Raw genomic sequence first — 25,896 nt, 5'->3', positions numbered from 1 at the left:
GGCGTGGGGACCGTCGTTCGTAGACTGGGCGGGCGAGGAGGTGCCATGCGCCCACTGACCGAAGAAGAAGTGCGTTCGTCGTTCGTGAACGCCACGTCCGACGAACTGCGGCTCGTCACGCTGCCGGCCGACTTTCTGCTCACCGACTGGGATCACCTCGACTTCCTGGCGTGGCGTGATCCCCGGACGCGGGGCCGCGGCTATCTGATCGCCGAGGTCGACGGCGAGGCCGTCGCCATCGTGCTGCGCGGCGCCGAAGGGGCCTCGCACGCGCGCGCCGCGCTCTGCAACCTGTGCCACACCATGCAGCCGGCCGACCAGGTCGTGATGTACACGGCCCGCAAAGCGGGTGAGGCGGGCGCGCACGGCGACAGCGTCGGCACGTACATCTGCGCCGACCTGTCGTGTCATGAGAACGTGCGGCTCGCCGCGCCCCTCGCGCCGAACGAGGTTCGGGCGAGCGTCGACCGCAAGATCGACGGCACCCGGCGGCGCACCGAGGCCTTCGTCGGTCGGGTGCTCGAGACGGCGGGCGTCGCGCGATGACCGTCGTCGTGGTGGGCGACGCGCTCATCGACGAGCTGCGCGATGATCACGGGGTGCGGGAGTTCGTCGGCGGCGCCGCGCTCAACGTCGCCGTCGGGCTCGCGCAGCTGGGCGTGCCCGCCGTGCTCGTCGCCATGCTCGGTGACGACGAGCCCGCGTCGCGGGTGCGGCGCTACCTCGCCGACTTCGGCGTCGACCTCATCGCGACGCCGTCGCTGCTCGGCACGGCGCGTGCCGTGAGCACGCGTTCCGGCGGCGGTGAGCCCGTGTACGAGTTCAACGAGGCGGCGCAGCGGCGCCGCATCAGGTTCGGCGACGACGAGCGGAGGGCATTCGCGGATGCCGATCTCGTGGTCGTCAGCTGCTTCGCGTTCGACGACGCCGAGCAGACCGCCGAACTGGTGGACGGGATCGCGCAGGCCCGGGCGCTCGCGCGCGATGAGGGGCAGGGCGGAGTGCCGGTCGCCGTCGACCCGAATCCGCGGACCGGGATGCTCCACGACAAGGCCGAGTTCGTGCGGGGCTTCGAGCGGCTGGCGGCCGACGCCGCGGTCGTGAAGGTCGGCGAGGACGACGCCGCCCTGCTGTACGGCGACCGCCTCGACGTGCTGCGCGCCCGCCTCATCGACCTCGGCGCCCGGGCTGTGCTCGCGACCGAAGGCGCGGCCGGCGCCACGATCGAGGCCGGCGAGGTGATCGTGACGCGGCCGATCTCGAACCTTCCGGGACGCATCGTCGACACGATGGGCGCCGGCGACGCCGCGTTCGCCGCGACCGTCGCGGCGCTCGTCCACGGCACGCCGGTGGACACTGTCGAGTGGGAGGCGGTGCTGCAGTCCGCAATGGATGCCGCGGCCGCCACGTGCCGCTTCGAGGGAGCGCTGCTGCGCACTCCGAGCGCCCTCGGCGGCATCGATCTGGACCGCATCGGCACCTGAACGGCTCTGATCAGGAGACGCCGCGCCGCCGCCGACAAGGCGGATTTCTGACCTCGCGCATCTACGAGTAACATTGTGGATCGCGCCTCCGGTCGTCTGGAAAAGTCGGACGGGTGCGCCTGGCGAGTTACCCAAGCGGCCAAAGGGATCTGACTGTAAATCAGACTGCTCAGCATTCGGGGGTTCGAATCCCTCACTCGCCACCAACTGCAAGCGCCCCTTCGTGGGGCGCTTCGTGGTTTCCGGGTCGTAGCCTGGTGGCCATGACCTGGACCGCCACCGGAACCCTCACCGCGGAGGCCGCGACGCGGCATCCTGAACTGATCAGTCCCGCCGTCGCGGACGGCCTGATCCACCTCGATCCGGATGTTGCGGCCAGCGTGGGCGTTGCTGCGATCGATCCGGCTCTCGCCGATACGGCGGCGTTCTGCGAGCGGTACGGCGTGGCGCCGGATGCCTCTGCCAACTGCGTCGTCGTGAAGGGCAAGCGCGGCGGCGAGGTGCGGTTCGCGGCGTGCATGGTGCTCGCCACGACGCGGGCCGATGTGAACGGGGTCGTGCGCCGGAGGCTCGACGTGCGGAGCGCGTCTTTCGCCCCCATGGACGAGGCGGTCGCGCTGACCGGCATGGAGTACGGCGGCATCGCGCCGATCGGGCTTCCCGCCGACTGGCCGATCTTCGTCGACGCGGCCGTCGCAGCCGCGCCCGAGGTGGTCATCGGCGGGGGAGTGCGCGGGAGCAAGCTGTTCCTGCCGGGCCGCGCTCTCCTCGCGCTGCCGGGCGCTGAACTGGTCGAAGGCCTCGGACGCACCACGGAGTAAGGCGCCAGCTGCGGGATTCGGGCGACGGCCGGTTCCGGCCACTGCGTCCGTCGAGGGGCGCTTCGACAGGCTTAGCGACCGAAGCATCAGGCTCAGCGACCGAAGCACCAGGCTCAGCGATCGAGGCAAGGCTCAGCGATCGAGGCAGCAGGGTCGGCGACGAAGCGGGCGGAGACCTCGTGCGCGAGGGCCGCCCGGATGCAGACCGGACGGCCCTCGACGTTGCTATGCGTCAGTCGGCGGGGAGGAAGATGCGCTCCGGGATCTCCTCGTACGCCTCAGGATCGAGGGACTCGATGGAGCCGTCGGCCACCGCGGTGATCAGCCCGCGGACTCCGATCTCGACCTGCTTCGCGAGGAAGCCGTTGCGCTTCTGGCCGTCGGACTGGGTGTTGCTCGAGGTCTCGAACAGGATGGTGGCGCTGCCTCGCAGAGCGAACGAGCCCAGCGCGGTGCCGGGAAGGTTGGTGTCCTGCGGGTAGAGCGTGAGGTCGCCGAACGCCGACTCGCCGTGGGCCTGCAGGGCGTCGTAGACCGCGACATTGGCGCGGCGCGAGGCGTCGTAGTCGAAGTTCGGCCAGTCGCCGAACTCCGACGGGTCGGCGATGAACCGCGCCGAGATCGACAGCGGCGACATGTCGCCGGTGCCCTCCTGGGCGTAGCACGGCCACTGGTTGTGGAGGTCGACGAAGTAGTCGACGATGCCGAACTCAGTCTCGAGGCCCGCGTACACGTCTCGCACGGTCTGGGCCTCGGGCGTGATGTACCAGCCGGTGTCGGCGCTGTTGCCGGGGAAGTCCTCGGGCAGTGGGACGTAGTCCAGGTCGGGGTTGAAGTCGCGGTTGACGTCGAAGCCGGGAACGGCCGGCTGATAGTTCCACGCCGGGTCCACTCCGGCGAGCTGCGGGAAGTCCTCGACGACCTCGTCCCAGCTCATCCGGTTCTGCCGGGTGTCGCGCTCGCCGCCGTCGACGTTGAGGCGGGGGATCGCGACGATCGTCACGTTCTCGCGGATCTCCGCCGCGGCCGCCGTGTTGCCGCCGAACTCCTTGAGCAGCGAGAGCAGGGCTTCCGTGCCGTGGTTCTCGTTCCCGTGGATCTGCGACTGCACCAGGACGACCGTGTCTCCGGTGCCCACTCGCGCCTGATAGATCTCGCGACCCTCGTTGCTGTAGCCGGCGACCGAGACATCGACGACCCCTCCGGTCGTGGTCTCGATGCGTTCCAGCTCCTTCGTCAGCTGATCGTGCGTCACGAACGCGGACCGGTTGCCCGCCGACTCTGTTCCGCAGTGGGAATTGACGGGGATGGCCTGCGCGGCGGGCGCGGCGACGATGCCCGCCGCGCCCACGAGGACGGCGCTCGTCAGCGCGGCGAGGGTGACTCTTCTGCTTCTCTGCACGGTGTCTCCAGTTCTGTATGACGTGGTCCTCACATGCCAGCGCATCCCGCAGTGCAAGGGAAGCGCTTGCTGAGGCTTCTCATCGAAGTGTCATGAACGGCTCGGACGCGCCGCGGGCGGAGGCATCCGCGGTTTCGTCCCACGACTGCTCCGAGCCTCGCATCACCGCCCGGATCGGCCTCCACACGGTGCGGCGCGACATGTCAGGATGGGCGTGCAGGCACTCTGCCCGCGTCACGAGAGGAACGCCATGACCGCGCCCGACCCGTATGCGACGCCCGCCCCGACGACGGATCAGGCGGCGCATGCGGACAGCTCGCGCTCGTCGCTGCTGCGCGCCGCGATCTGGGTGGCGATCGGCGCGCTCATCGCGGCCGCGATCGTCTGCGTGCTGTGGGTGCTGCTGGGCACGCGGGACGCGAACGACATCGTCGGCCGTGCCTTCCTGACGATCCTGCTGCTGGCGGGCTTCGCCGGCGTCGCGATCCTCGACGCGCACCTCGCGCCCAGTCGCCCCGCGTGGTTCGCCCTGGCGAGCATGGCCTCGTGGGTCATCGCCCTCCTGCTCGGCGCGATCATGATCTGGATGCCGGAGCGCTTCCCCTGGCTCGGATTCTCTCGCTTCATCCAATTCCTGCTGATCGTGCTCATCCTGCAGCTGGTGCTGCTGCACGTGCGCTTCTACCTCAAGGCGTTCCAGCGCTACGACACGCCGTTCACCCGCACGGTCACGATCGTCACCATCGCGCTCGTCATCGCCCTGGCGGTGCTGCTGATCATCCCGCTGGCGTTCGGGGAGTGGCTCGCGCTCGCCGGCGTCTACTGGCGCATCGTGGTGGCCATCGCGATCCTCGCGGCGCTCGGCACGGCGCTCGTGCCGCTCGTGAACGTCCTGTTCGCGCCGAAGAAGCCGCGCCCCCAGGTCGCTCACGCACCGATCGCCGCGCCCGCCGCTCCGGCCGCGTCCACCGTGCCTGCTGCGCAGGAGCTCCTGCCGTGGCCGACGTACGTCGACGCGGTGACGCCACTGCCCATGCTTCCCGACGGCTCGCCCGACTGGAACGCCTACTACACCGGCCACCCGTCGCCGGGCGCGCATGTCTTCACGGCGATCGCGCCGGCGGCGCATGTCGAGCCGCAGGCCGCCCCGGCCCCGCCGCAGGCCATCGCTCCGGCGCAGCCCGCCCCGGCTGTCGGATACGAGGGCTACCCGCCGCCTCCGCCGCTGCCGCCGCGCCCGTAGCCGCGCCCGCGCTGTGTGGCACGTCGACATCATGTGATCTCGCCGAGAGCACGTGCTTGAGACGCACCCATCGTGTGCCCTGGGCGAGAGCACATGAAGTCGAGGCGCGCTGATTTCAGTGCCGCGCGAGGTCAGCGCGCCAGAAGCTCGAGAGCGGCCATCGCGGCATTGTGGCCGCCCAGCCCGCTCACCGCGCCGCCCCGGCGCGCACCCGAGCCGCACACGAGCACGATCGGGTGCTCGGTGGCGACGCCCCAGCGCTCGGCGGGCGTGGCGAGGGCATCGTCGTCACCCGCCCACGGCCACGACAGCTCACCGTGGAAGATGTCGCCCCCCACCATCCCGAGGGTGCTCTCGAGGTCTGCCGTGGTCCGTGCCTCGACGCACGGCGACCCGTCGGGCGCCTCGTGCAGGCAGTCGGCGATGGGCTCGGCCAGCACCGTGTCGAGCGAGCGCTGAGCCGCATCGAGGAGCGCCGCGCGCGCGGCATCCGTGTCCCGTCCCTCGAGCAGTCGATGCGGCACCTGCAGACCGAAGAGCGTCAGGGTGTGCGCACCCGATGTTCGCAGCTCGGGGCCGAGGATCGACGGGTCGGTCAGCGAATGGCAGTAGATCTCGGCCGGCAGCGGATCCGGGATGCCGCCGCGTACGGCCGTCGCATGCGCCCTCTCGAGCTGTGACATGGTCTCGTTGACATGGAACGTGCCGGCGAACGCGGCCTCGGGCGCCACCCGATCGTCGCGGAGGCGGGGGAGGCGCCGCAGCAGCATGTTGACCTTGAGCTGCGCGCCCTCCGGCGCGGGTACGGCCCCAACGCCGGCGCCGCCGGAGGCGAGAAGCCGCGCGAGCACGGCCGGGCCGACGCCGCTCAGCACCAGTCGCGCGTGCACCGTCGAATCGTCGTCGAGCGTGATCGCGCCGTCGGGCGAGACCGCCACCACCTCGGCGCCGGTGCGCAGTTCGGCGCCCGCCTCTCTCGCGGCGCGCTCCAGCTCGGCTGACACGCTGCCCATGCCGCCGACGGGCACGTCCCAGTCGCCGGTGCCGCCGCCGATCACGTGGTAGAGAAAGCAGCGGTTCTGTCGCAGGCTCTCGTCGTCGGCCGACGCGAAGGTGCCGATCAGTCCGTCGGTGAGTGCGATGCCACGGGCGATGTCCGTGTCGAGCGACGATCTCAGCAGCTCGCCCAGCGGGCGCTCGAACAGTGCCTGCCAGAGCCTGTCGTCCGCGAGTGCGGCACGAACCTCTCCGCCTCGGCGCAGCGGCTCGGTCATCGACGGGAAGAGCAGCCGGGCGACCGGTTCGAGCCGTTCGGAGAACTGCGAGAACCGCGTCGCCTCGCCGGCACCACCGGTGACGCGGGCGAAGGCGTCGGCGGTGGCCGCGGCATCCGCCGTGTCGATCAGGATGCCTCGCGAAGGGTCGTGTGTATCGGGCGTGTACGAGGAGTACCGCCGGCGCCGGAGGTGGATGCCGAGTCCGAGGTCGTCGATGATGCGGCGGGGCAGCAGGCTCACGAGGTAGGAGTAGCGCGACAGTCGTGCGGCGACGCCCGGCCACGGCTGCTGGGACACCGCGGCGCCGCCGAGGTGGTCGAGCCGCTCGAGCACGACGACCGATCGTCCCGCGCGGGCCAGGTACGCCGCGGCGACGAGGGCATTGTGGCCGCCTCCGACGATGGCGGCGTCGTACACGGGGGAGCGGACGGCAGCGGCCATGGGGTCACGCTACCGAGGCCGCCCGCCCTCGCGCGAGCGTCGCCCGCCGTTTGCCGCCGGACCCGAGGCGCCGCCGAACATGGGTCTCGCCTCACCCCAACAGGTCAACCGGGTTTCCACAGGAGGTTGAGTCGTTCCAACCTCCTGTAGAGCCGCGGTTGACCTGTGGGGCAGCGCTTCATCGGGAGGCGGGCGTCGCCGTGGCCGACCCGGATACCGTGGAGGCATGAGCCTCGAGCACGACCTCGAATCCCTTGCCATGGAGATCGCCCGCGAAGCCGGTGAGCTCGCCCGGGTGCGTCGCGAGGCCGGTGTCGCCATCGCCGCGACCAAGTCGGCGCTCGCCGACATCGTGACGGAGGCCGACCGCGAGGTCGAAGCGCTGATCCGCGCACGGCTGAAGGCCGCGCGACCCGACGACGGCTTCCTCGGGGAGGAGTCCGGTGCCGAGCGGGGCGCCGGCGACGTGACGTGGGTCGTCGATCCCATCGACGGAACCGTCAACTATGCGTACGGCATCCCCACCTACGCCGTCAGCATCGCGGCCGTCCACGGGGAGCCGGACCCTCGGGAATGGACGGCGCTCGCGGGTGTCGTCTACGCGCCGGTCAGCGGGGAGGTGTTTCACGCAGCACGGGGGGAAGGTGCGTGGCTGGGCGTGAGCCGGCTCGCCGTCAACCCCGAGGTCGGACCCGCGGGCGCGCTCCTCGCGACAGGCTTCGGGTACGACCCGGCCACCCGCCCCGGCGACCTCGAGCTGATCGCCCGGGTGATGCCGTCACTCGCCCGCGACCTGCGCCGTGGCGGGGCCGCCTCGCTGGACCTGTCGTTCGTCGCCGCCGGGCGTCTGGACGGGTACTTCGAGCGCGGACTGGCACCGTGGGACCTCGCCGCAGGCTCGTTGATCGTGACCGAGGCGGGTGGCCGCTTCGGTCGGGCTGAGCCTGACGGCGGCACCCGCGGACCGCTGGTCGTGGCGGCGACTCCGGCCATCTTCGACCGCCTCGCAGAGGCGGCCGGACTGGTCTGAGGCGGGCGTCTCTCATCGAACTTTCACGAAACGCGCGTCATGAAATCCAAGTCGCACATGGCATTCCCAGCACGCCCGGGGTAGTGTTTACCCGATCGTTACCTTCGCCGCCCGAACGGCGGAGGTGGTCCTAGCCCGAACGACCGCCTTGCTGCGTGCACCCCCCCTCGCGGCACGACCCGAGAGCCCGACTCCGCTTTGCCTTTCGACTCCCCTTTGGCTGAGCCTGCGCCCACGCGCAGATCCAGCCGTACCTCTCCCACGCCTGTGCAGGCGACGTCGGAGACCCCGGGGACCGGCCGTGCCACAGTGCGGCGTCAGGCGGCGAGCGCGACTCCCGAGCGCCCCGCGGTGGTCTGGGGTCGCTCGGTCGACCCGAAGCGGACGGATGCCGCAGCCCCGCCCGCCCCGCAGGCCCCGGCGTCGTCGTACGTGACGCCCGCGTCCGACGTTCCGGCGCCGCGACCGTCGCTGTCGGCCGCGGACGCTCTTGTCGCTCCCGTGCTCCCCGACGTCGATTCCGCTCCCGTGGCATCGGGCCCTGCGCTCGCCGCCCCGGCCCCCGTGGCACCGGCCCCGTCGTCGGTCGACGTCCCCGTGGCCTCCGGCCCGGTCATCGACCCGATCGCTCCTCGCGCCCGCGCCCGGGCCGCCGTGCCGGCGGCGCCGGCCGCTCCCGCCGAGCACGTGAGCCGCCGCACCCGCCGCATCCAGACAGGTGCGCAGCCCGTCGTCGACGTCCCGCCCATCGCCGCGCAGACGCCCGCCGCGCCGGAGCGCGCGGCAGCCGTCTTCGAGGCGGCGCTGCCCACGCGCGAAGAGCCGGCACCGCTGCTCGACACCGTGCTCGTGCCCGCCGAGCCGTTCGAGCTGCTCTCACCCGCCGTCGAGGCTGCGGCCCCCGTCGAGGCTGTCACCCTTGCCGCCGAGCCGGCCGCTCCGGCCCCCGCCGGCGAGACCGCCTCCACGTGGATCGCCGAGACCTTCGCGAAGCTTCTGGCGGCCGACGCCGCAGCCACCGTCGCGTCGACGGCCGCGGCCGAACCGGTCCACACCGCGCAGACCGCCGCGCCGCATGCGCAGGCCGAGCCGACGCTCGCGGAGCCGCAGACGACCGCCGGGCCGCAGACCGCAGCGCCCCAGGCCGAGGCGCAGACCACTGTCCCGCCGCGGACGGTGCCCGGACGCCGCCGCGCCGCCGCGCACCAGACGACCACCCAGCCCGCAGTTCCGATGGCGCCGGCTGCTGCATCCCCTGCCGCTCCTGCGCCGCGCGTCGACGTCCCGTCGCCGACGACCGCCGCGCCGACCTCCGCCTCCGCGGCTCGGCCGGCCGACGCGCCGACGGCGCCGACGCACGCTGAGCAGCCCCGGCCCGAGCGCGTCGGACCTCTCACCGGGCCCATCCCTCAGCCCGCGGCATCCGATGTCGACGAATTCGAGGCCGCCTCGCGACTGTTCGCGTTCACGGGCGAGACCCCCGTCCAGCAGGCACAGCCCGACGCGCAGCCCGCGGGGGACGCACAGCCCGCCCCGCATGCGGCCACCCGCAGCGCTCCTGCTCGCCGCGGCGCCGCGTTCAAGCGCACTGCCACAGCCTCGTTCTCGGTGGGCGTGCTGGGGATCGTCGGGCTCATGGCCGTCGCCATGACCACGCCGGCGGAGGCGGTCGCCGCGATGCACGGCACCGACGCATCGCTGTCCGTCGTCGCCCTCGGCGACAACGCGGCACCGGTGATCGACGAAGCCGAGATCCAGGCCTATGTGGCTCCCGGTGACGTCCAGAACGACACCCTCGAGCGCAGTGGCAACTACACGACCACGACGACGGCCCAGCTGGCGTCCGAGGCCGGCATCAAGAACTTCTCGAACCTGTTCCGCAACAACCCGAACTCGAACATCCAGTGGCCGTTCTCGGTGGGTGTGACGATGTCGTACGGGTTCGGCATGCGCTCGGGCCGGATGCACGAGGGCATCGACTTCACGCCCGGCAACGGCGCCCCCGTGCAGGCCATCGCCGACGGCACCGTCCGCATCGCGTCGGAGGCCGGTGGCGCCTACGGCGTGCACGTGACCATCGACCACATCGTCGACGGCCAGCTCATCTCGAGCCACTACGCGCACCTGCAGTACGGCTCGCTGCAGGTCAGCCCGGGTCAGCGGGTCACCGTCGGCACCGTGATCGGCCACACCGGCAACACCGGACGCTCGTACGGGGCCCACACGCACTTCGAGCTTCTGAAGAACGGCACCACCGCCATCGACCCGTGGCCGTGGCTTCAGCAGTACACCGACGGCACCCACACGGTGGGCTGACCGGTTCGGAAGGATGCCGGGCCTCTGGTATCCTCTTCTAGTTGCCTGCTCGCAGGCAGCACGCCCCGATAGCTCAGTGGCAGAGCACTTCCATGGTAAGGAAGGGGTCGTCAGTTCAATCCTGACTCGGGGCTCGCAGCATCCAATTCGAATGACCACGGATGCCGTGCGGCAGGGTAGCTCAGTTGGTGAGAGCGCACGACTCATAATCGTGAGGTCGCGGGTTCAAGCCCCGCTCCTGCTACGGATCGCCCCGGAATCTCGCCGATTCTCCGGGGCTTTCTTCTTGCCCGTGCGACGGGTGGGCGAGTCGGCTCAGCGGAGATCGTGCCGTAGCGTCGTCGTGTGGGTCGCAGCGGCATCTATGTGGAGACGATGATCGCCGCCGACCTCGAGGCGGTGTGGGCCGCCACGCAAGACCCCGCCGAGCACGTCCGGTGGGATGTCAGGTTCACCCGGATCACGCCCGACGGAGTGACGGATGCCGGTGCCACGACCTTCGCCTACGAACGCCGTGCGCCCGGGCACAGCATCCGCGGGACCGGTGTGAGCATCGGCGAGACGCAGCGCCCGGACGGTGTGCGGACGTCGGCGCTGCGCTTCCACACCGACGATCCGCTGTCGCCGATCCGGGCAGGACGCGGGTACTGGCGCTATGTCCCGCACGAGCGGGGGATCACGTTCGTCACCGGGTACGACTACAGCCCCGGGTGGGGCATCCTGGACGTCGTCGTCCGCCCTCTGCTCGGCTGGGCCACGGCGTGGAGCTTCGACCGGCTCCGCATCTGGCTGGAGACCGGCGTCCCGCCCGAGCGGTGGCCCTTCTGGAGCGTGCTGTGGTGGTGGCGTGCGGATCGACCTCGTGCGGCGCGCTGCCGCCGCGCACCGGTGTCCGGGCGGCGCCGCGCGGACCATCTGCAGGATGCACCCGCCACGCTGGCGGCCCTGCCCGACCCGGGAGCGGCGGTATGACCTCCATCTTCGAGCGCGCGCTCGGCGCGGACTTCGACCGCCTGCATCCGATGATGAAGCGGCGCTTCGGCGTCGGCCTCGACGCGGGGGAGGCCTGCGTCGGCCGGGGCGTGATGGCGATCATCCGGCGGGGTCCGTGGTGGACGATCCCGTTCCTGCAGATCGGGCGGCTTCGCAACATCCTGATCCCCGACACCGGCGTCGACGTCCCCTTCGTCATCGAGAACTATCCCTATCGCGACCCGCTCGGACGCGAGACCGTCACCTTCGTCCGGGAGTACCGCATCGGCTCTCGCCGCCGCAGATTCGACGCCACGATGATCCTCGACAAGGGGCGTGTCGTCGACTATCTCGGCACGCACCAGCACCTCGCCGTCGATCTCGACCTGCGCGTGGACGAACGCGGTGGGCTGCTGCTGACCTCCGGTGCGCAGCGCTTCTACGAAGGCCTGGTCGGCTTCCGGTTCCCGATGATCTTCAGCGGCCGCGCGCATCTGCGCGAGTACTACGACGACGCCGACGAGCGGTTCCATGTCGACCTCGAGGTGCACAACCGCTGGTTCGGCTTCCTGTTCGGCTATCGCGGCAGCTTCCAGTGCGAATGGATGCCGGCAGTCGACGCGCCCGCGCGCCTCAAGCCCCGCCGGCACGAGGCGCGCACGTGACACAGCCCGCGTGAACCGCGGGTAGCGCTCGAAGTTGCGGCCGCGGCATCCGTCTTATGCCTTCGCGCGAGCACCGCCCCGCCGTGCGGCCAGGTACTCCGGCGGCATGCCGGGGCCGATGCGGACCCCGATCTCGTCGGCCGGAACCACGCCGCACGACTCGCACGCGGCGGCGGCATGCACCGCTCCGTCGCAGCGGGAGTGCCGGTACAGGATCGGCGGCTCGACGGAGGAGGCCCACTCGTCTCCCCACTCGGTGAGAGCGATGAGCGCGACCGCGAGGTCGTGGCCCTTCGGCGTGAGGACGTAGTCGGCCGCGCCGTCACGGTCCATGATGCCGCTCGCCACGAACGACTCCAGCCGGGAGGCGAGCACGTTGCTGGCGATCCCCAGGTTGTGCTGAAAGTCGCCGAAGCGCGTCACGCCGGCGAACAGGGCGTCGCGGATGATGAGCAGACTCCACCGCTCGCCGACCAGCTCGAGCGATCGCGCGATGGAGCACACCTGGGAGTCATACGTCTTGCCCAACATGCCTCGAATCTAACACTTGCGTGATGCAAGCAGCCAGCGCTATGGTCGCTTGCATCACGCAAGTCACCCCCGAGCAGCACGCAGAGGAGCATGCACATGACTGCCAACTTCACGACCACCATCACCGTCGACGCCTCGCCGCAGGCGGCGTTCGATGCGATCAACGACGTCTCCAGCTGGTGGGGACGCATCACCGGCTCGACGACGGCCGTCGACGACGAGTTCGTCTACGTCGTCCCGGGGCTGCACTACAGCGGCTTCCGGGTGACCGAGCTCGAGCCCGCCAGCCGTGTCTCGTGGCTGGTCACGGGGAGCTACCTCGACTTCGTCGCTGACAAGCAGGAATGGAACGGCAGCACGGTGCGCTTCGACATCACGGAGGTGGACGGCCGCACCCAGGTCGTCTTCACCCATGAAGGCCTCACCGCGGACGACGAGTGCTACGAGATCTGCACCAACGCCTGGGGCATGTTCGTGAACGGCAGCCTCAAGGCGCTGATCGAGACCGGGCGGGGCGCTCCGTACGTCTTCGACGGGAACGAGGCCCTGACGACGGACGATCACGACGAGCTGCACCGTCAGGTGGCCGCCTCGCGCGCCTCTGCCGCGGCGGGGTAGCCGCGTAGCGCCCGACACGCCGTAGGAGTCGCCGGCACCCGCGCATGGAGTGCGCGGGTGTCGGCGGTTGCCGTTACGGTGAGACGCGGAGGCGACATGAAGACCAAAAGACTCGCTCGTACCTCGTCGCAGCTGCCGCGCCGAGGCCACGTGCTGGTGACGATCACCGTGGTCGACGAGAACGGGTTCACGTCGCACTACGAGACCGTCGAAGCGCCGGTCGGCGCGCTGCGCGAGGGTGTCGCCGCGATCCATCTCGCCGCGGTCGAAGCGAGCGCCGACGCCGGCTCCGCCACGGCCTGAGGTCGTCGCTCCCGGTCTTGCGGGCCGCCTTGCGCGCGTCCTAGTATCGAACATAGATTCGATCAAGGAGGACGTCATGAGGATGGCAAGTCGAGAAGATGTCCAAGTCTGGTGCGAGCATGACCGGCCGGTTCGTCTCGTGGTCGATGGCGAACGCTGGCGCATCATCGACACCCCGACGCGGTCGGACGGCGGGTTGCTCTTCCAGAGCTGGCGGTTCACCGCGCGCAGCGACGTGGATCACCGTACGCGCGTCATGGACGTCGAAGAGGTGGACGGCCAGTGGATGCTGGTCGCCTCGTGGGACTGAGGGCCGAGCTGTAGGGAGCGCTGCGGAGGCAAGGAATGAGAAGTTCGGCGGAACTTCTCATCCACAACCGCTTGAGACCCCTTGAAACCTGAATCGCGCGTCAGGTATCGTCCCGCAGAGCGGCTTCCCCCAGCCGTGTCCGCGCTCTACAAGGAGGTATCAGCGCATGGCATCCACGCAGCAATCACCAGACACGATGAAGCAATCGAGTCTGCGTCGGGTCGTCACGGCTTCGATGGCCGGAACCGTCGTCGAGTGGTACGAGTTCTTCCTCTACGCCACGGCGGCGACACTCGTGTTCAACAAGATCATGTTCCCGCCGTCGGACGACCCGTACGCGCCGATCATCGCGGCGTTCGTCACCTACGCCGTCGGCTTCATCGCCCGGCCGCTCGGCGGCATCGTCTTCGGGCATTTCGGCGACAAGTACGGGCGCAAGAAGCTGCTCCAGTTCGCGATCATCCTCGTGGGCATCGCCACATTCCTCATGGGGTGCCTGCCCACGTTCGACATGATCGGCTACTGGGCGCCTGCCCTTCTCGTGGCTCTGCGCTTCGCGCAGGGCTTCGCGGTGGGCGGCGAATGGGGCGGCGCGATCCTTTTGGTCGCGGAGCACTCGCCCAACAAGACGCGCGGCTTCTGGGCATCGTGGCCGCAGGCCGCAGTGCCGATCGGCAACCTCCTGGCCACCGTCGTGCTGCTCGTCCTGAGCCGCACCCTGACCGAGGAGCAGTTCCTCGCCTGGGGCTGGCGCATCGGTTTCTGGCTCTCGGTCGTCATCGTCGCCGTCGGCTATTACGTCCGCACACGTGTCACCGACGCGCCGATCTTCGTGGAGGTCCAGAAGCAGGTCGAGCAGTCCAAGGCCGTGCGTTTCGGTGTGCTCGAGGTGATCAAGCGCTATCCGCGCGGCGTGCTCACGGCCATGGGCCTGCGATTCGCCGAGAACATCATGTACTACCTCGTCGTGACGTTCTCGATCACCTACCTGGCGGTCGCCCTGGAGGTCGACACCTCCGAGATCCTCGGGCTCCTGGTCATCGCGCACATCGTGCACATGATCGTCATCCCGCTCATCGGCGGTCTGACCGACCGGCTCGGCCGCAAGCCGGTGTACCTGATCGGCACCGTCGGCGCGGCCGCATGGGGCTTCGTGGCCTTCCCCATGTTCGACACGCGCAATCCCGTGATCATCGTCGCGGCGATCAGCCTCGGCCTCTTCATCCACGCGTTCATGTACGCGCCGCAGCCGGCGATCATGTCCGAGATGTTCCCGACGCGCATGCGGTATTCGGGCGTTTCGCTGGGCTATCAGGTGACCTCGATCATCGCGGGCTCGCTCGCACCGATCATCGCCACGGCGCTGCTGTCGAGCACCGGGTCGTACGTCCCGGTCGCCGTGTACCTGGCGATCGCGGCGGGCGTCACGCTCATCGCCGCGCTGTCGATGCGCGAGACCAAGGGATCGTCGCTGCACGATCTCGACCGCATCGACGAGGAACAGCTGGCCGCCGAGAAGGTGCCCACCTCCGCCTGACCGGCGGGTCCTCGGCCAGTCGAACGCCCCGTCACGTTGTGACGGGGCGTTCCGCCGTCTCGAGCCGAGCGCGCGCGACGGCGCTCAGACGCCCTGCCGCCTCGTTCCCGCTGTGGCCGGGGTCCGGCGCAGCACGAGCACGGTCGTGATCGCCAGGATCACGACCCCGATGGACTCGACGATGATGGTCTCGGGCACGAGGGTGAAGTCCCAGGTGGAGGTGATGCCGAACAGCCCCACGGTCAGCGCGAGGATGAGCGCGAGGAGGGTGGCGATGAGGAAGAGCAGGCTCAGCACCGTCGCCACCTGCAACAGGCGGCCGTGCAGCGCCACCATCCCGATCGTGAGCACGAGCGCCGCCACGGCGTTGAGGACGAACATCACCCCCAGGAAGCCGCCGACGCCGTTGAACACGAGGAACAGGTGGATCCCACCTGCCGCGAGGAGCGCGATCGCGCTGAGGATCCGCATGGTCCAGAGCACGCGTCCGGTGGTCTCTGTGGATTCGGTCATGGTCTTATCTGCTCTCCGGTGGAGGTGAGGTCGTCGACGCCTTCTCGAGGGAAACGAGGGCGCGGCTGCGGAGGTTCATCCGCACGAGCCACGTGACGTCGCGGCCGAACGACTCGAGCATCAGCAAGAGGGCCGCGGCGGCGACGGCCAGGGTGGCGGTCGACGGCAGCACTTGCGCCGCGACGACCGCGAGGGCGATCCCCGAGGCCGCGGTGACCACTTTGCGCCAGTACCTCGGCGGCAGGGTCCGGCGCATCCAGGGCAGCAGCGCGCCCGCCACGACGAAGGCGTAGCGCAGCAGACCGATCGACAGCACCCACCAGCCCACATACCGCGCGTCGTACACGGACAGCACGAGCAGCAGGAAGGCATCGACCTCCATGTCGAAGCGGGCGCCCAGCTCGCTCTCGCTGCCGGTGCGGCGGGCGACGTACCCGTCCACCCCGTCCAGCGCGAGCGCGCAGGCCACGAGAGACACCAGCAGAACGGTGGTCCCCACGGCCCCACCGCCCGCCGCCGGCGCGTCGAGCGAAGCGTCCGGCGGCGTGGGCCCGGTCGTGCCCTCCAGGGAAGCGACCGTCAGGGCGGTCACGAGGCCGACGAGCGTCGAGCGGGTGGCGGTGACGGCGTTCGCAGGTCCGAACCGACCGGCGCCCCGACGGCGCAGCGCGACGGTCAGCAGCATCGTCGAAACGACCAGGTAGGCGAACCCCACCGTCACGGCCAAGGCCGACAGCGGCACGGCCACGCCGATCGCGACGAGGCCCACCGTCCCGGCCGCGACCCACCACCACGGCTGAGCCCATGCGGCGAAAAGCCCTGCGGACCACTGAACTTTTCCCATGCGCGCTCCGTGTATTCCTCATGGCGGTCACCGGGAACACGACGCAGACACCCGCCGCGGTTCACAGTGATGCTCCGGATGCCGCGATCGCCTGGTGGACGATCGGTCCCGGGCAGGGCGAGTTCCGGTCCGAAGGACTGCCACGCCCGGCCGAGGGCGAGGCGTCGGTGCGGACGCTCTGGACCGGTGTGAGCCGCGGCACCGAGGCGCTCGTCGCCCGCGGCGAGGTGCCGGAGTCGGAGCGGACCCGCATGCGAGCGCCGTTCCAGGGCGGCGACTTCCCCTTCCCGGTGAAGTACGGCTATCTCAATGTCGGCACCGTCGAGGAGGGCCCGGCATCGCTGCAGGGCCGCACGGTGTTCGCCCTGGTCCCGCACCAGTCGCGGTACGTGGTCGCGGCGGATGCGCTCGTCGCCGTGCCGGAATCCGTCCCGCCCCGTCGAGCGGTGCTGGCCGGCGCGGTCGAGACGGCGGTCAATGTGCTGTGGGACGCCGCCCCACTGATCGGCGACCGCGTGGTCATCGTCGGGGCCGGCATGATCGGATGCGCCATCGCGCGGGTGGCGCGCGGCATCCCGGGCGCCGACGTCACGCTCGTCGACGTCGATCCGGCGAAGGCGGCGATCGCTCGAGCCCTCGGGGTGAGGTTCGTGCTCGGCCCGGACGCGGAGGACCAGCCGCTCGAGCCGGACGTCGTCGTCGAAGCGAGCGGCAGCGGCACGGGACTCGAGCTCGCGCTGCGGCTGGCGCCCACCGACGGCGAGGTGGTCGTCGCCAGCTGGTACGGCAGCCGGGCCGTGCCGATCGAGCTCGGCGCCGACTTCCACTCGCGCCGGCTGACGATCCGCTCCAGCCAGGTCGGCGCCGTCTCACCGCGTCGCCGTGGCAGCCGCACCACCCGTGACCGGCTGGCGGTGGCGCTCCGGCTGCTCGAAGATCCCGCATTCGATCTGCTGCTGGGTGGAGGATCGTCGTGGCGACAGCTGCCGGAGATCACCGCCTCCCTCGCTGCGGGCACGGCCGGCGAGCTGTGCCACACGATCGATTGGAGCAGCGCCGGTGAGGCGCTGAGCGACGAAAGGGAGTCGAAGTGACCTTCAGCGTGACCGTCCGCGACCATCTGATGATCGCCCACAGCCTGCGCGGCGAAGTCTTCGGCCCGGCGCAGCAGCTGCACGGGGCCACCTTCCTGGTCGACGCGACCTTCCGCGCCGACGAGCTCGACGCCGATGGCGTCGTGGTGGACATCGGCCGTGCGAGCGAGGTGGTCCGCGAGATCGTCGGCGCGCTGACATACCGCAACCTCGACGACGAGCCGGACTTCGAGGGGCTGAACACCACGACCGAGCGGCTGTGCCAGATCGTGGGCGACCGCCTCGCGGCGCGTGTGCGCGACGGCGCGGTCGGCGCGTCGCCCCTGACCGGCATCATGGTGACGCTGCACGAGTCCCATGTCGCCTGGGCCTCCTACGAGGTGGCGTTGTGACGAGCGGACCCTCGGTCCGCTTCCTCGTCCCCGAAGGGGTCGACGACCCCCGTCGCGTCAGCGGCGGCAACGTGTACGACCGGCACATCCGGGACGGACTGCGCGCGCGCGGCTGGGAGGTGACGACGCAGGAGGTGGCGGATGCGGCGGCTGCGGCATCCGCTCTCCGCGATGCGCCCGACGGTGCCCTGGTGCTGGTGGACGGACTCGTGGGGGGATGGACGCCCGCCGCGCTCGAGGAGCACGCGCCGCGCCTGCGCGTGGTGCTGCTCGCGCACATGGTGGTCACGGCCTTCCCCGATGCCACGAATGCCGCGGCCGAGGCGGAGCGACGAGCGCTGGGGGTCGCCCGCGCCGTGGTCGTGACGAGTCACTGGACCGCGGACGAGCTGGCTCGACGAGGGCTGGTCGGTCCCTCGCGGGTCACGGTCGCCGTTCCTGGCGTGGACCGGGCCGACGCCGTCACGCCGCGCGACGAGAACGATCTGCTCTGCGTCGGGGTGCTGGCGCCGCACAAGGGTCAGGACACGCTGCTCGATGCGCTCGCGCGGCTGCCGACCGCCGATTGGACGTGCGCCGTCGTCGGATCCGCCGAGCCGTTCCCGGACTTCGCGGCGACCATCGCCGACCGTGCCGCCGCCTTCGACGGGAGGGTCAGCATCGCCGGCGTGCTCGACGACGATGCGCTCGCCGAGGCGTATCAGCGCAGCGCGCTGCTTGTCGCACCGTCCCGTGTCGAGAGCTGGGGCATGGCCATCGGCGAGGCGCGGGCGCGGGGACTGCCCGTCATCGGCGCCGACACCGGCGGGATCCCCGAGGCTCTCACCGGCGGCGGCGGACTCGTCGTGCCGCCCGACGACCCCGCTGCACTGGCCGGGGCATTGGAGGCATGGATGTCGGACCCGCCGCTGCGGGCCCGACTGCGGCGCGAAGCACTCACGGCCCGCGCCACCCTGCCGACGTGGAGCGACGCCGTCGCGCGCGTCGCCGACGTGCTGGAGGCGGCATGACCTCGATGTCGACGGCGACACCGGACTGGCTCGCACTGCGGGCGCCGGCCGACGACGCCGCGCGGTCGACGGAGCTCGCCCGGGAACTCGGCCGGCTGCTCGCCGCCCGTCGCCCGAGCGCGGCCGCCCCCCTCGTGCTCCACGACCTGGGCGCGGGCACCGGCTCGATGACCCGCTGGCTCGCACCGCAGCTGCCTGGCCGGCAGCGCTGGGTGCTGCGCGACGGGGACGCCGACATCGTCGAGCACGTGGACCTCGATGCCGTCGTCGACGCCGATGGCTGTCGGATCGACGCGGACGTCGTCGTCGAAGACCTCGCCGAGCTGCCGAAGGATGCGTTCGACGGCGCAGCGGCGGTGACGGCATCCGCCCTCCTCGACGTCATCACGCATGCGGAGGCCGCGCACATCGTCGCGGCATGCGTCGCCGCGGACACTCCCGCGCTCTTCAGCCTCACCGTCACAGGCGTCGTGACGCTGCGCCCGTCCGCGCGGCTGGATGCCGTCGAACAGGTCCTCAGCGCCGCCTTCGACGACCACCAGCGACGGGACGCCGACGGGCGACGGATGCTGGGACCCGATGCCGTCGCCGCGACGGCCGAGCTGTTCGCCGCCGCCGGATGGAACGTCCGCACGGTGCCGACACCCTGGCGCCTGAAGGGACGAGACAGCGCGCTGACGAGCGAATGGCTGGACGGGTGGATCGACGCCGCCGTCGAATGGCGGCCGGACTTGGTGGACGACGCGGAGGCGTACCGCCGGCTTCGCCTGGCGCAGGCGGCCGCCGGCCGGCTGCGGGTGATGGTGTCGCACGAGGACCTGCTGGCGTGGCCTGGGTGATGAGCATGTCGCCGCGTCTGCGATCCGGTGCACGGATCGTGGCCGCGCTCGCGGTGCTGGTCGGGACGGCCGCCGTCGTCGGCGCCGCGCCCTTTCTCGACGGACTCGCGGCGGTCTCACCCTGGACGATCGTCGCCGCCGTCGCGCTCGCCGCGGTCGCCACCGCTGCGGCGGCCTGGCGGTGGCGGATGATGTCGACCGGATTCGGGCTGCCGCTCGCCTGGGGCGACGCCTTCGCCGCGTACTACCGGTCGCAGTTCCTCAACATGGTGCTGCCCGGCGGCGTTGTGGGCGACGTGCAGCGCGCGTACGTCCAGGGACGCATGCACGATCGCCTCGATCTCGCTGCCCGCGCGGTGGCGGCCGAGCGCATCGCCGGGCAGCTCGTGCAGCTCGTCCTCACGCTGGCGATCCTGCTGCCGCTCGGCCTGACGTCGCCGCTGGCCCCGCTCGCGTGGATCAGCGGGGCGGTCGCCCTGCTCATCGTCGCCGGCATCGCCATCGTGGCGCTCACTCCGCGGGGGCGCGCCGCGCTGGCCCGCGAGTACCGGATGCTGCGGCCCGTGCTCTCGCGGCCGCTGACGCTGCTCGCGATCACGGCGGCATCGGTCGTCGTCCTGGCCGCACACACCGCCACGTTCGTGGTGGCGGGGCTCGCCGCAGGCGTCCACGCCGACCCGGCCGATCTCGCAGTGGTCGCTCTGATCGTGCTCGCGGCTGCGGCGATCCCGGTCAATGTCGGAGGCTGGGGGCCGCGCGAGGCCGTCGCCGCCGCCGCGTTCGCGCTCGCCGGGCTGGGCGCCGGCGCCGGCGTCGCCGTCTCCACGGCGTTCGGCGTGCTCACGATCGTCGCCGTCGCGCCGGGTGCCGTGGCCCTCCTGGGGGACCGCTTCCGTTCGTCTCGCCGGAGGAGCATGATCGAGAGGAGGAGACCCGTATGAGCGAGAGACCCTACGTGACCCTCAGCTGCGCGATGTCGATCGACGGCTATCTCGACAGCGCTGAGCCGCACCGGCTGGCGATGTCGAACGCGGCCGACCTCGACCGCGTCGACGATGTGCGTTCACTGCACGACGCGATCATGGTGGGCGCCTCGACGGTGCGCCGAGACAACCCGCGGCTGCTAGTGCGGGACGCCGCGCGGCGCGCGCGCCGGCTCGCCTCCGGGCGCCGGGAGTCTCCCGTGAAGGTGACGGTGACCTCGAGCGGCGACCTGGCCGCCGACGCCGCCTTCTTCACGACGGGGGAGGGGCCGCGGATCGTCTACTGCCCGCAGTCCCGGGCGGCGCAGCTGCAGGAACGGCTGGGCGAGCGCGCGATCGTCGTCGGACTCGGCGACGACTGCGTCATGATGGCCGCGCTGTTGGACGATCTCGCGGCGCACCGCGGCGTCCGGAGCCTCATGGTCGAGGGCGGCGGCACCGTGCTGACGCAGTTCCTCGGCGCGGACCTCGTCGACGAGCTTCATCTCGTCGTCGCGCCGTTCTTCGTCGGTGAAGACCGCGCGCCGCGGGTCGTGCGATCGGGAGCGTTCCCCTGGACCGCCTCGCGCCGGGCCCGGCTCGCGGACACCCGCCGGATCGGCGATGTGGTGCTGCTGCGCTACGCCCTCTCCGACCGGTTCGGCATGCTCGAGCCCGAGAGCGCCGAACCCGGGCGGGAGCCGGTCGCCGCCGAACGCCCGTGAACCGTCCGCTCGCCGGCGCGGGGTCGCGGGCATGGCGGGGCCGCCTCGCGGTCGCCACAGCCGTCGCCGTGCTTCTCGTCCTGCCGCTCGTACCCGGGGCGTTGGTCGCAGGGTCGGTGCTCGCCCTGCTGCGGATACCGGTCGAGTCGATCGTGATCCTCCTCGTCCTCGCGCTCGTGCCGTGGGCCCGGCCGCGCATCGTGCTCGCGGCCGCCTTCGGGCTGTTCGTCTGCCTGGCGGTGGTGCTCGCGGGCATCGATGTCGGCTACGAGGCCGCGCTCGGCATCCATTTCGTGCCCCTCGATTGGCAGCAGCTCGGCGACGCGTACGGGGTCGTCGCGGCGGCCATCGGCGCGGCACCCGCGACCGCCCTCGTCGCTGCGGCGGCCGTCCTGGTCGCGGGGGTGGCGACCGCGCTCGCGTGGGCCGCGCTGCGCGTGGACGCCGCGGTGCGCAGGGACGAAGGACGGGGCCGCGCCGCGCTCGCCGCCATGACCGCCGGATGGGTCGCCGTCGCCGCCCTGGCACCACCGCTGGGCATGCCCAACCCGTCGGCGGCTGCGGCATCCACCGGGGCCATCGGCTCGGCGGTGTCGCGGACCGTCGCTGCACTGCACGCGCGGGAGGTCGTCGCCACGGCGATCGCCGACGACCCGTTCGCCGAGGTCGACGCGGACCAGCTGCTCACCGCCCTCCGAGGCAAGAACGTCGTGTTCGCGTTCATCGAGAGCTACGGCAGGGTCGCGCTGGAGGGCGACGGCGTGTCGGACGGCGTCAACGCGCTGCTGCGCCGGGGCGAGAGCACGCTGGCCGCCGAAGGGTATGTCGCCGAGAGCGCCTGGCTGACTTCGCCGACCTACGGCGGTGCGAGCTGGCTCGCGCACGCGACGCTGCAGACGGGAGTCTGGATCGACTCGCAGACGGTCTACACCGAGGTGGTGGGCAGCGACCGCCTGACGCTCAGCGGTGCCTTCGCAGCCGGCGGGTGGCGGACGGTCAGCGACGTGCCGTCCAACACGCAGGACTGGCCGGTCGGTCGGGACTTCTACCGGTTCGGCACACTGCTGGACGCGACGAACGTCGGCTATCGCGGGCCCCGGTTCGGATACGCGCGCATCCCCGATCAGTACACGTGGAAGCACTTCGCCGACCACGAGCTCGCCGTTGCCGGCCAACCGGTGATGGCCGAGATCGACCTGGTCTCGTCGCATACGCCGTGGGCCCCGCTGCCGGAGCTCGTCGCGTGGTCGCAGATCGGAGACGGCTCGATCTTCGCCGGGCAGCCCGAGGCGAGCCGACCCGCGAATGAGGTCTGGGAGGACCCGAAGACAGTGCGGCGGTTCTATGGACTCTCGATCGAATACGCCCTGGGCGCCATGTTCTCGTTCCTCGAGAACGTCGATGACTCGAACCTGGTCGTCGTCGCGCTCGGCGATCATCAGCCGGCTGCGATCGTCAGCGGAGAGGATGCCGACCGCGACGTGCCGATCAGCATCATCACGAAGGACCCCGCCGTGCTCGACGCGATCACAGCGTGGGGCTGGGAGCCGGGTCTGCAGCCCGCCGCCGACTCACCGGTGTGGCGGATGGATGCCTTCCGCGACCGGTTCTTCACGGCCTTCCGGTCTCCGCACTGAGCGCGTCCGTGGCGTCTCAGGGTGCGACGGCGCGTCTCGGCCGCATCAGGATCGCGGCGACGCCTCCGCCGATCGCGCCGAAGAGGTGGGCCTGCCACGACACCCCCGCGGGCGCCCCGAAGACCCCGGCGAGCATGCTGCCGCCGTACAGGACGGCGACCGCGGTGGCGATGAGCGCGTAGAGGATGCCGTGGCCGAGCGACGGCGCGACGAAGGCCCGGATCAGCAGATAGCCGAAGTACCCGAACACCAGCCCCGACGCGCCGACGGTGACGACTCCCGGCGCGCTGAAGACCCAGGTGCCCAGCCCGCCGACGACGGCGATGATGCCCGTCACCGCCCAGAACCGGCCGACGCCGTCCAGCGCGACCAGCACCCCGAGGACGACCAACGGGACGCTGTTGGCGAGCAGATGGGACCATCCCGCGTGCAACCCCGGGCCGAACAGCACGCCGTCGAGTCCGTCGAGCGCCCACGACCGGAGACCGAATTCGCCGTTCGCGTCGCCGGGCAGCAGATCGTCGAGCACGCGGACGACCCACATGATCGCGAGCAGGAGCAGCGGCTGAGCGATCCGGGCCACGATGGTGCCGCCGCGGGAGGGCGTTGAAGGTGCGCTCGTCACCTGCCCATCGTCGCATCCGCGGGAATGTGCCGCGTGACGGACGTCCGCGGCGCTCGGGCCGGTGCCGTGCTGCCTGGCAGGATGGCGGGATGACGTTCACCGTGCGGGTCCCGGAGCTGAGCGAAGCAGCGGAGATCGCCGATGTCCACGTCGTGACGTGGCGCGAGACCTATACGCATCTCCTGCCCGAGGGGTTCTTCGACGAGGAGTACGTGGAGGCCCGCCGCGCGCTCTGGCGTCGGCTGCTGGAGAATCCGCGAGACGACTGGCGCGTCCGCGTCGCGGAGCGCGACGGCCGGATCATCGGGCTCGCGACGGCCGGTCCGAGCACGGCGACAGAGGGTCAGGACCCTCCGCGCGAGCGCCAGCTCTACATGCTCTACGTGCTCGCGGCCGAATACGGACACGGAGCGGGTCAGGCGCTGTTCGACGAAGTGCTCGGCGACGAGCCCGCGGTGCTGTGGGTCGCGAAGGAGAATCCGCGGGCGATCGCGTTCTACCGCCGCAACGGCTTCGAATTCGATGGCGTGGAGGAGGCGTATCCGGGCATCCCGGCGCTCGTCGACGCACGCATGGTGCGCTGACGGCGGGGCGCCGCAGGCTCTCAGCCGGGGAAGTCCGAGTCGTCCGTCCACGCCGCGATGTCGACGCCGTGGTTGTCGGGGGACGTCAGGGTCCAGTAGTTGGGCGCGTGGGAGTCGTCGGTCATTCGTCCGCCCGCGGCCAGCGCTGCGGCGATGCGCGCCTGCACCTGGTCGCGCGGCACCGAGATGTCGATGTGCGTGCGGCCGCGACCGGGCTTCGGAGGCGCGAGCGGGTGGAACCACACGTGCGGATTGCGACGCAGCGGGTCGATGGCGTCCTCGGCGCCGAGCGGGTCGTAGCCCAGGGCGGCGCTCCAGAACGGCCGCACGTGGGCGTCGGGACCCTGCGCGACGGCGATGCCGACGACCGTCAGCGCGGAGGGGTCCGGCTCGAGGCCGAGGTCACGCGCGGCGCGGGAGACGGATGCCGCAAGGTCGGCATCCGCCCTGCTCAGTGCCCCGTCGGGCCGGCTGAACGTCTTGACGAACACCCCCTCCGGGCGCAGGTCGATGTCGGGGAAGTGATCGAGCTCCTCGGCGATCGGCACGATCTCGGCGACGAGGCGGGCGCCCTGCGCGAGTGATCCGGCGCGGAAGAACGCGTGCGCACCCCAGTAGAGGACGCGCCAGTCCTCGACGCCCTCGGACGCGTGGAAGGTCTGCGCGCTGATCGTCTCGACCTCGGGTGCGATCGTGCCGTCGCCGAGGGGCGGCTGGGCGAGGATGAGACGCACGAGCGACTGCGGGCGGGTCAGCTGCGGCCAGTGCCCGGTCGGCAGGTCGAGGAACGTGACGTCCTCCATGGTGGCGAACTCCTGAACGGGCGCGGCGCCCTCGTCGATCCAGGAGCGCAGGTCGGCGACGCTGTACTCGGTGGCCACCGCGGTGACCGGGATCGCGCGGCGCCGGTCGTCGTGCAGATGCTGGATGCCGGTGACCACGCCGGCCGGTGAGGGGATCGCGTACGCGCGGAACGCCGCCATGCCGCCCTCACCGAGGTCGCGGAGGTCTGCCTCGTCGAACTCGCTCCAATCGGGGAGCGGCAGTTCGCCGCCGACCGGTTCATAGCCGGAGAGGAGCGGCGCGCCGTCAGGCGTCGGGAAGCCGCCGATCAGGATCAGCCGGGCCACCCGGTGCGGCCGGGCGTCGGCTGCCGCATAGACGATGCCGGCCCCTGCCGAATGCCCCACGAGGATCACCTTCTCGCCGGGCGCTGCGTCGATCGCCGCCACGACGGCTGCGACATGGTCGTCGAGAGTGATCGCCGAGCGGTCCGCGTCGGCCGACTCCATGCCGGGAAGCGTCAGGGCGACCGGTCGGTGGCCGGCCTCCTCGAGGGCGGGTGCGACCTGGTACCACGCCCATCCGCCCATCCATAGTCCTGCAACCAGGATGATGTCCACGTCCGCTCCTTCGCGTGATGAGAGGTGCAGCCAGTGTGGCGGGATCCTCCGACATCCGCGACAGGGGAATACGTCGAGGTGGCCGACGATTGACTCTGATACCCCTAGGGGGTATGAATGACATCGTACCGATGAGGAGAACCGCTGTGACCGATCCGAATCGCGACCGCGACCTGAGCGCCGTCGCGCACGCCGAACAGCCGCACGCCGGCCACGATCATTCCGCGCACTCCGGACACGACCACGCGGCGATGACGCCGCCCACCACGGGTGCCGACCACGACCACCCGGGGCTGCGCCAAGCCGGCCACCAGCACG

27 protein-coding genes and 3 tRNA genes are annotated in these 25,896 nt (G+C 71.2%); 23 read left to right on the top strand and 7 right to left on the bottom strand.

Going from position 1 to position 25,896, the window contains the following annotated elements:
• Positions 1 to 45 precede the first annotated feature (45 nt).
• The 4 genes from ABG085_RS15065 to ABG085_RS15050 all read left to right on the top strand — a co-directional run bounded on the left by ABG085_RS15065 (position 46) and on the right by ABG085_RS15050 (position 2,305).
• On the top strand, positions 46 to 546 hold the full coding sequence (locus ABG085_RS15065; protein WP_347976532.1) for an FBP domain-containing protein: 501 nt from the start codon (positions 46 to 48) through the stop codon (positions 544 to 546).
• Positions 543 to 1,484 carry a PfkB family carbohydrate kinase gene (locus ABG085_RS15060; RefSeq protein WP_347976530.1) on the top strand — a complete coding sequence of 314 codons (942 nt, stop codon included), beginning with the start codon at positions 543 to 545 and terminating at the stop codon, positions 1,482 to 1,484. Before ABG085_RS15065 ends, ABG085_RS15060 begins: the two co-directional genes overlap by 4 nt.
• A 121-nt stretch (positions 1,485 to 1,605) precedes the next feature.
• Positions 1,606 to 1,690, top strand: a tRNA-Tyr gene (locus ABG085_RS15055).
• A 57-nt stretch (positions 1,691 to 1,747) separates the two neighbouring features.
• Positions 1,748 to 2,305 (top strand): YbaK/EbsC family protein, encoded by a 558-nt coding sequence (locus ABG085_RS15050; RefSeq protein WP_347976529.1) that lies wholly within the window; start codon positions 1,748 to 1,750, stop codon positions 2,303 to 2,305.
• 232 nt (positions 2,306 to 2,537) lie between these two features.
• On the opposite strand, the gene ABG085_RS15045 is transcribed toward ABG085_RS15050, so the two are convergent.
• Positions 2,538 to 3,707, bottom strand: a complete 1,170-nt coding sequence (locus tag ABG085_RS15045) for a M14 family zinc carboxypeptidase (protein WP_347976528.1) — start codon at positions 3,705 to 3,707, stop codon at positions 2,538 to 2,540.
• A gap of 250 nt (positions 3,708 to 3,957) precedes the next feature.
• On the opposite strand from ABG085_RS15045, the gene ABG085_RS15040 reads away from it, so the two are divergent.
• Positions 3,958 to 4,950, top strand: coding sequence for a hypothetical protein (locus ABG085_RS15040; RefSeq protein WP_347976527.1), 993 nt, complete (start codon positions 3,958 to 3,960; stop codon positions 4,948 to 4,950).
• Positions 4,951 to 5,081: 131 nt separating this feature from the next.
• Here ABG085_RS15040 and ABG085_RS15035 read toward each other — a convergent pair whose 3' ends face one another.
• On the bottom strand, positions 5,082 to 6,668 hold the full coding sequence (locus tag ABG085_RS15035; protein WP_347976526.1) for an NAD(P)/FAD-dependent oxidoreductase: 1,587 nt from the start codon (positions 6,666 to 6,668) through the stop codon (positions 5,082 to 5,084).
• 226 nt (positions 6,669 to 6,894) lie between these two features.
• Between ABG085_RS15035 and ABG085_RS15030 the strand changes: the two genes are divergently transcribed.
• The 6 genes from ABG085_RS15030 to ABG085_RS15005 all read left to right on the top strand — a co-directional run bounded on the left by ABG085_RS15030 (position 6,895) and on the right by ABG085_RS15005 (position 11,651).
• A complete protein-coding gene (locus tag ABG085_RS15030; RefSeq protein ID WP_347976525.1) occupies positions 6,895 to 7,698 on the top strand; it encodes an inositol monophosphatase family protein in 804 nt (267 codons plus the stop codon).
• 267 nt (positions 7,699 to 7,965) lie between these two features.
• Positions 7,966 to 10,014, top strand: coding sequence for a peptidoglycan DD-metalloendopeptidase family protein (locus ABG085_RS15025; protein WP_347976524.1), 2,049 nt, complete (start codon positions 7,966 to 7,968; stop codon positions 10,012 to 10,014).
• Between the two features lie 62 nt (positions 10,015 to 10,076).
• Positions 10,077 to 10,148, top strand: a tRNA-Thr gene (locus ABG085_RS15020).
• A 36-nt stretch (positions 10,149 to 10,184) separates the two neighbouring features.
• Positions 10,185 to 10,258, top strand: a tRNA-Met gene (locus ABG085_RS15015).
• Positions 10,259 to 10,359: 101 nt separating this feature from the next.
• A complete protein-coding gene (locus tag ABG085_RS15010) occupies positions 10,360 to 10,986 on the top strand; it encodes an SRPBCC family protein (RefSeq protein ID WP_347976523.1) in 627 nt (208 codons plus the stop codon).
• Positions 10,983 to 11,651 carry a DUF4166 domain-containing protein gene (locus ABG085_RS15005; protein ID WP_347976521.1) on the top strand — a complete coding sequence of 223 codons (669 nt, stop codon included), beginning with the start codon at positions 10,983 to 10,985 and terminating at the stop codon, positions 11,649 to 11,651. Before ABG085_RS15010 ends, ABG085_RS15005 begins: the two co-directional genes overlap by 4 nt.
• A 54-nt stretch (positions 11,652 to 11,705) precedes the next feature.
• Here ABG085_RS15005 and ABG085_RS15000 read toward each other — a convergent pair whose 3' ends face one another.
• On the bottom strand, positions 11,706 to 12,182 hold the full coding sequence (locus ABG085_RS15000) for a helix-turn-helix domain-containing protein (protein ID WP_347976520.1): 477 nt from the start codon (positions 12,180 to 12,182) through the stop codon (positions 11,706 to 11,708).
• 96 nt (positions 12,183 to 12,278) lie between these two features.
• On the opposite strand from ABG085_RS15000, the gene ABG085_RS14995 reads away from it, so the two are divergent.
• From ABG085_RS14995 to ABG085_RS14980, 4 genes are all read left to right on the top strand, one after another.
• The gene (locus tag ABG085_RS14995; protein ID WP_347976519.1) at positions 12,279 to 12,800 is read left to right on the top strand and encodes an SRPBCC domain-containing protein; all 522 of its coding nucleotides are present in this window, start codon (positions 12,279 to 12,281) and stop codon (positions 12,798 to 12,800) included.
• Positions 12,801 to 12,896: 96 nt separating this feature from the next.
• The gene (locus ABG085_RS14990; protein WP_163619865.1) at positions 12,897 to 13,103 is read left to right on the top strand and encodes a hypothetical protein; all 207 of its coding nucleotides are present in this window, start codon (positions 12,897 to 12,899) and stop codon (positions 13,101 to 13,103) included.
• Positions 13,104 to 13,242: 139 nt separating this feature from the next.
• A complete protein-coding gene (locus ABG085_RS14985; RefSeq protein ID WP_347976518.1) occupies positions 13,243 to 13,413 on the top strand; it encodes a hypothetical protein in 171 nt (56 codons plus the stop codon).
• Between the two features lie 166 nt (positions 13,414 to 13,579).
• Positions 13,580 to 14,950, top strand: a complete 1,371-nt coding sequence (locus ABG085_RS14980; RefSeq protein WP_347976516.1) for an MFS transporter — start codon at positions 13,580 to 13,582, stop codon at positions 14,948 to 14,950.
• An 84-nt stretch (positions 14,951 to 15,034) separates the two neighbouring features.
• Here the strand turns inward: ABG085_RS14980 and ABG085_RS14975 are convergent, their stop codons facing one another.
• Together ABG085_RS14975 and ABG085_RS14970 are read right to left on the bottom strand one after the other, a co-directional pair.
• Positions 15,035 to 15,463 carry a hypothetical protein gene (locus ABG085_RS14975; protein WP_347976515.1) on the bottom strand — a complete coding sequence of 143 codons (429 nt, stop codon included), beginning with the start codon at positions 15,461 to 15,463 and terminating at the stop codon, positions 15,035 to 15,037.
• Between the two features lie 4 nt (positions 15,464 to 15,467).
• Positions 15,468 to 16,307 carry a CDP-alcohol phosphatidyltransferase family protein gene (locus tag ABG085_RS14970; protein WP_347976514.1) on the bottom strand — a complete coding sequence of 280 codons (840 nt, stop codon included), beginning with the start codon at positions 16,305 to 16,307 and terminating at the stop codon, positions 15,468 to 15,470.
• Between the two features lie 20 nt (positions 16,308 to 16,327).
• Here ABG085_RS14970 and ABG085_RS14965 point away from each other — a divergent pair, with 20 nt between their 5' ends.
• From ABG085_RS14965 to ABG085_RS14935, 7 genes are read left to right on the top strand one after another with little or no spacing between them, the layout of a single operon-like run.
• A complete protein-coding gene (locus tag ABG085_RS14965) occupies positions 16,328 to 17,401 on the top strand; it encodes a zinc-binding alcohol dehydrogenase (RefSeq protein ID WP_347976513.1) in 1,074 nt (357 codons plus the stop codon).
• The gene (locus ABG085_RS14960) at positions 17,398 to 17,793 is read left to right on the top strand and encodes a 6-carboxytetrahydropterin synthase (RefSeq protein ID WP_347976512.1); all 396 of its coding nucleotides are present in this window, start codon (positions 17,398 to 17,400) and stop codon (positions 17,791 to 17,793) included. The genes ABG085_RS14965 and ABG085_RS14960 overlap by 4 nt, the downstream gene beginning before the upstream one ends.
• Positions 17,790 to 18,803, top strand: coding sequence for a glycosyltransferase family 4 protein (locus ABG085_RS14955; protein WP_347976511.1), 1,014 nt, complete (start codon positions 17,790 to 17,792; stop codon positions 18,801 to 18,803). Before ABG085_RS14960 ends, ABG085_RS14955 begins: the two co-directional genes overlap by 4 nt.
• The gene (locus ABG085_RS14950; protein ID WP_347976510.1) at positions 18,800 to 19,642 is read left to right on the top strand and encodes an SAM-dependent methyltransferase; all 843 of its coding nucleotides are present in this window, start codon (positions 18,800 to 18,802) and stop codon (positions 19,640 to 19,642) included. Before ABG085_RS14955 ends, ABG085_RS14950 begins: the two co-directional genes overlap by 4 nt.
• The gene (locus ABG085_RS14945; RefSeq protein WP_347976509.1) at positions 19,630 to 20,583 is read left to right on the top strand and encodes a lysylphosphatidylglycerol synthase transmembrane domain-containing protein; all 954 of its coding nucleotides are present in this window, start codon (positions 19,630 to 19,632) and stop codon (positions 20,581 to 20,583) included. The genes ABG085_RS14950 and ABG085_RS14945 overlap by 13 nt, the downstream gene beginning before the upstream one ends.
• A complete protein-coding gene (locus ABG085_RS14940; protein ID WP_347976508.1) occupies positions 20,580 to 21,329 on the top strand; it encodes a dihydrofolate reductase family protein in 750 nt (249 codons plus the stop codon). Before ABG085_RS14945 ends, ABG085_RS14940 begins: the two co-directional genes overlap by 4 nt.
• Positions 21,326 to 22,966 carry a CDP-alcohol phosphatidyltransferase gene (locus ABG085_RS14935; RefSeq protein ID WP_347976507.1) on the top strand — a complete coding sequence of 547 codons (1,641 nt, stop codon included), beginning with the start codon at positions 21,326 to 21,328 and terminating at the stop codon, positions 22,964 to 22,966. Before ABG085_RS14940 ends, ABG085_RS14935 begins: the two co-directional genes overlap by 4 nt.
• Before the next feature lie 16 nt (positions 22,967 to 22,982).
• Here ABG085_RS14935 and ABG085_RS14930 read toward each other — a convergent pair whose 3' ends face one another.
• A complete protein-coding gene (locus ABG085_RS14930; protein ID WP_347976506.1) occupies positions 22,983 to 23,591 on the bottom strand; it encodes a rhomboid family intramembrane serine protease in 609 nt (202 codons plus the stop codon).
• A gap of 89 nt (positions 23,592 to 23,680) precedes the next feature.
• Between ABG085_RS14930 and ABG085_RS14925 the strand changes: the two genes are divergently transcribed.
• Positions 23,681 to 24,175 (top strand): GNAT family N-acetyltransferase, encoded by a 495-nt coding sequence (locus ABG085_RS14925; RefSeq protein WP_347976505.1) that lies wholly within the window; start codon positions 23,681 to 23,683, stop codon positions 24,173 to 24,175.
• 20 nt (positions 24,176 to 24,195) lie between these two features.
• Here ABG085_RS14925 and ABG085_RS14920 read toward each other — a convergent pair whose 3' ends face one another.
• Entirely contained in the window at positions 24,196 to 25,578 is a 1,383-nt protein-coding gene (locus ABG085_RS14920) for an alpha/beta fold hydrolase (RefSeq protein ID WP_347976503.1), read from the bottom strand.
• Positions 25,579 to 25,896: the final 318 nt, after the last annotated feature.

Source organism: Microbacterium sp. ProA8, assembly GCF_039905635.1.
Lineage (GTDB): Bacteria > Actinomycetota > Actinomycetes > Actinomycetales > Microbacteriaceae > Microbacterium > Microbacterium chionoecetis.
This window is presented reverse-complemented; position numbering and strand designations above follow the sequence as displayed.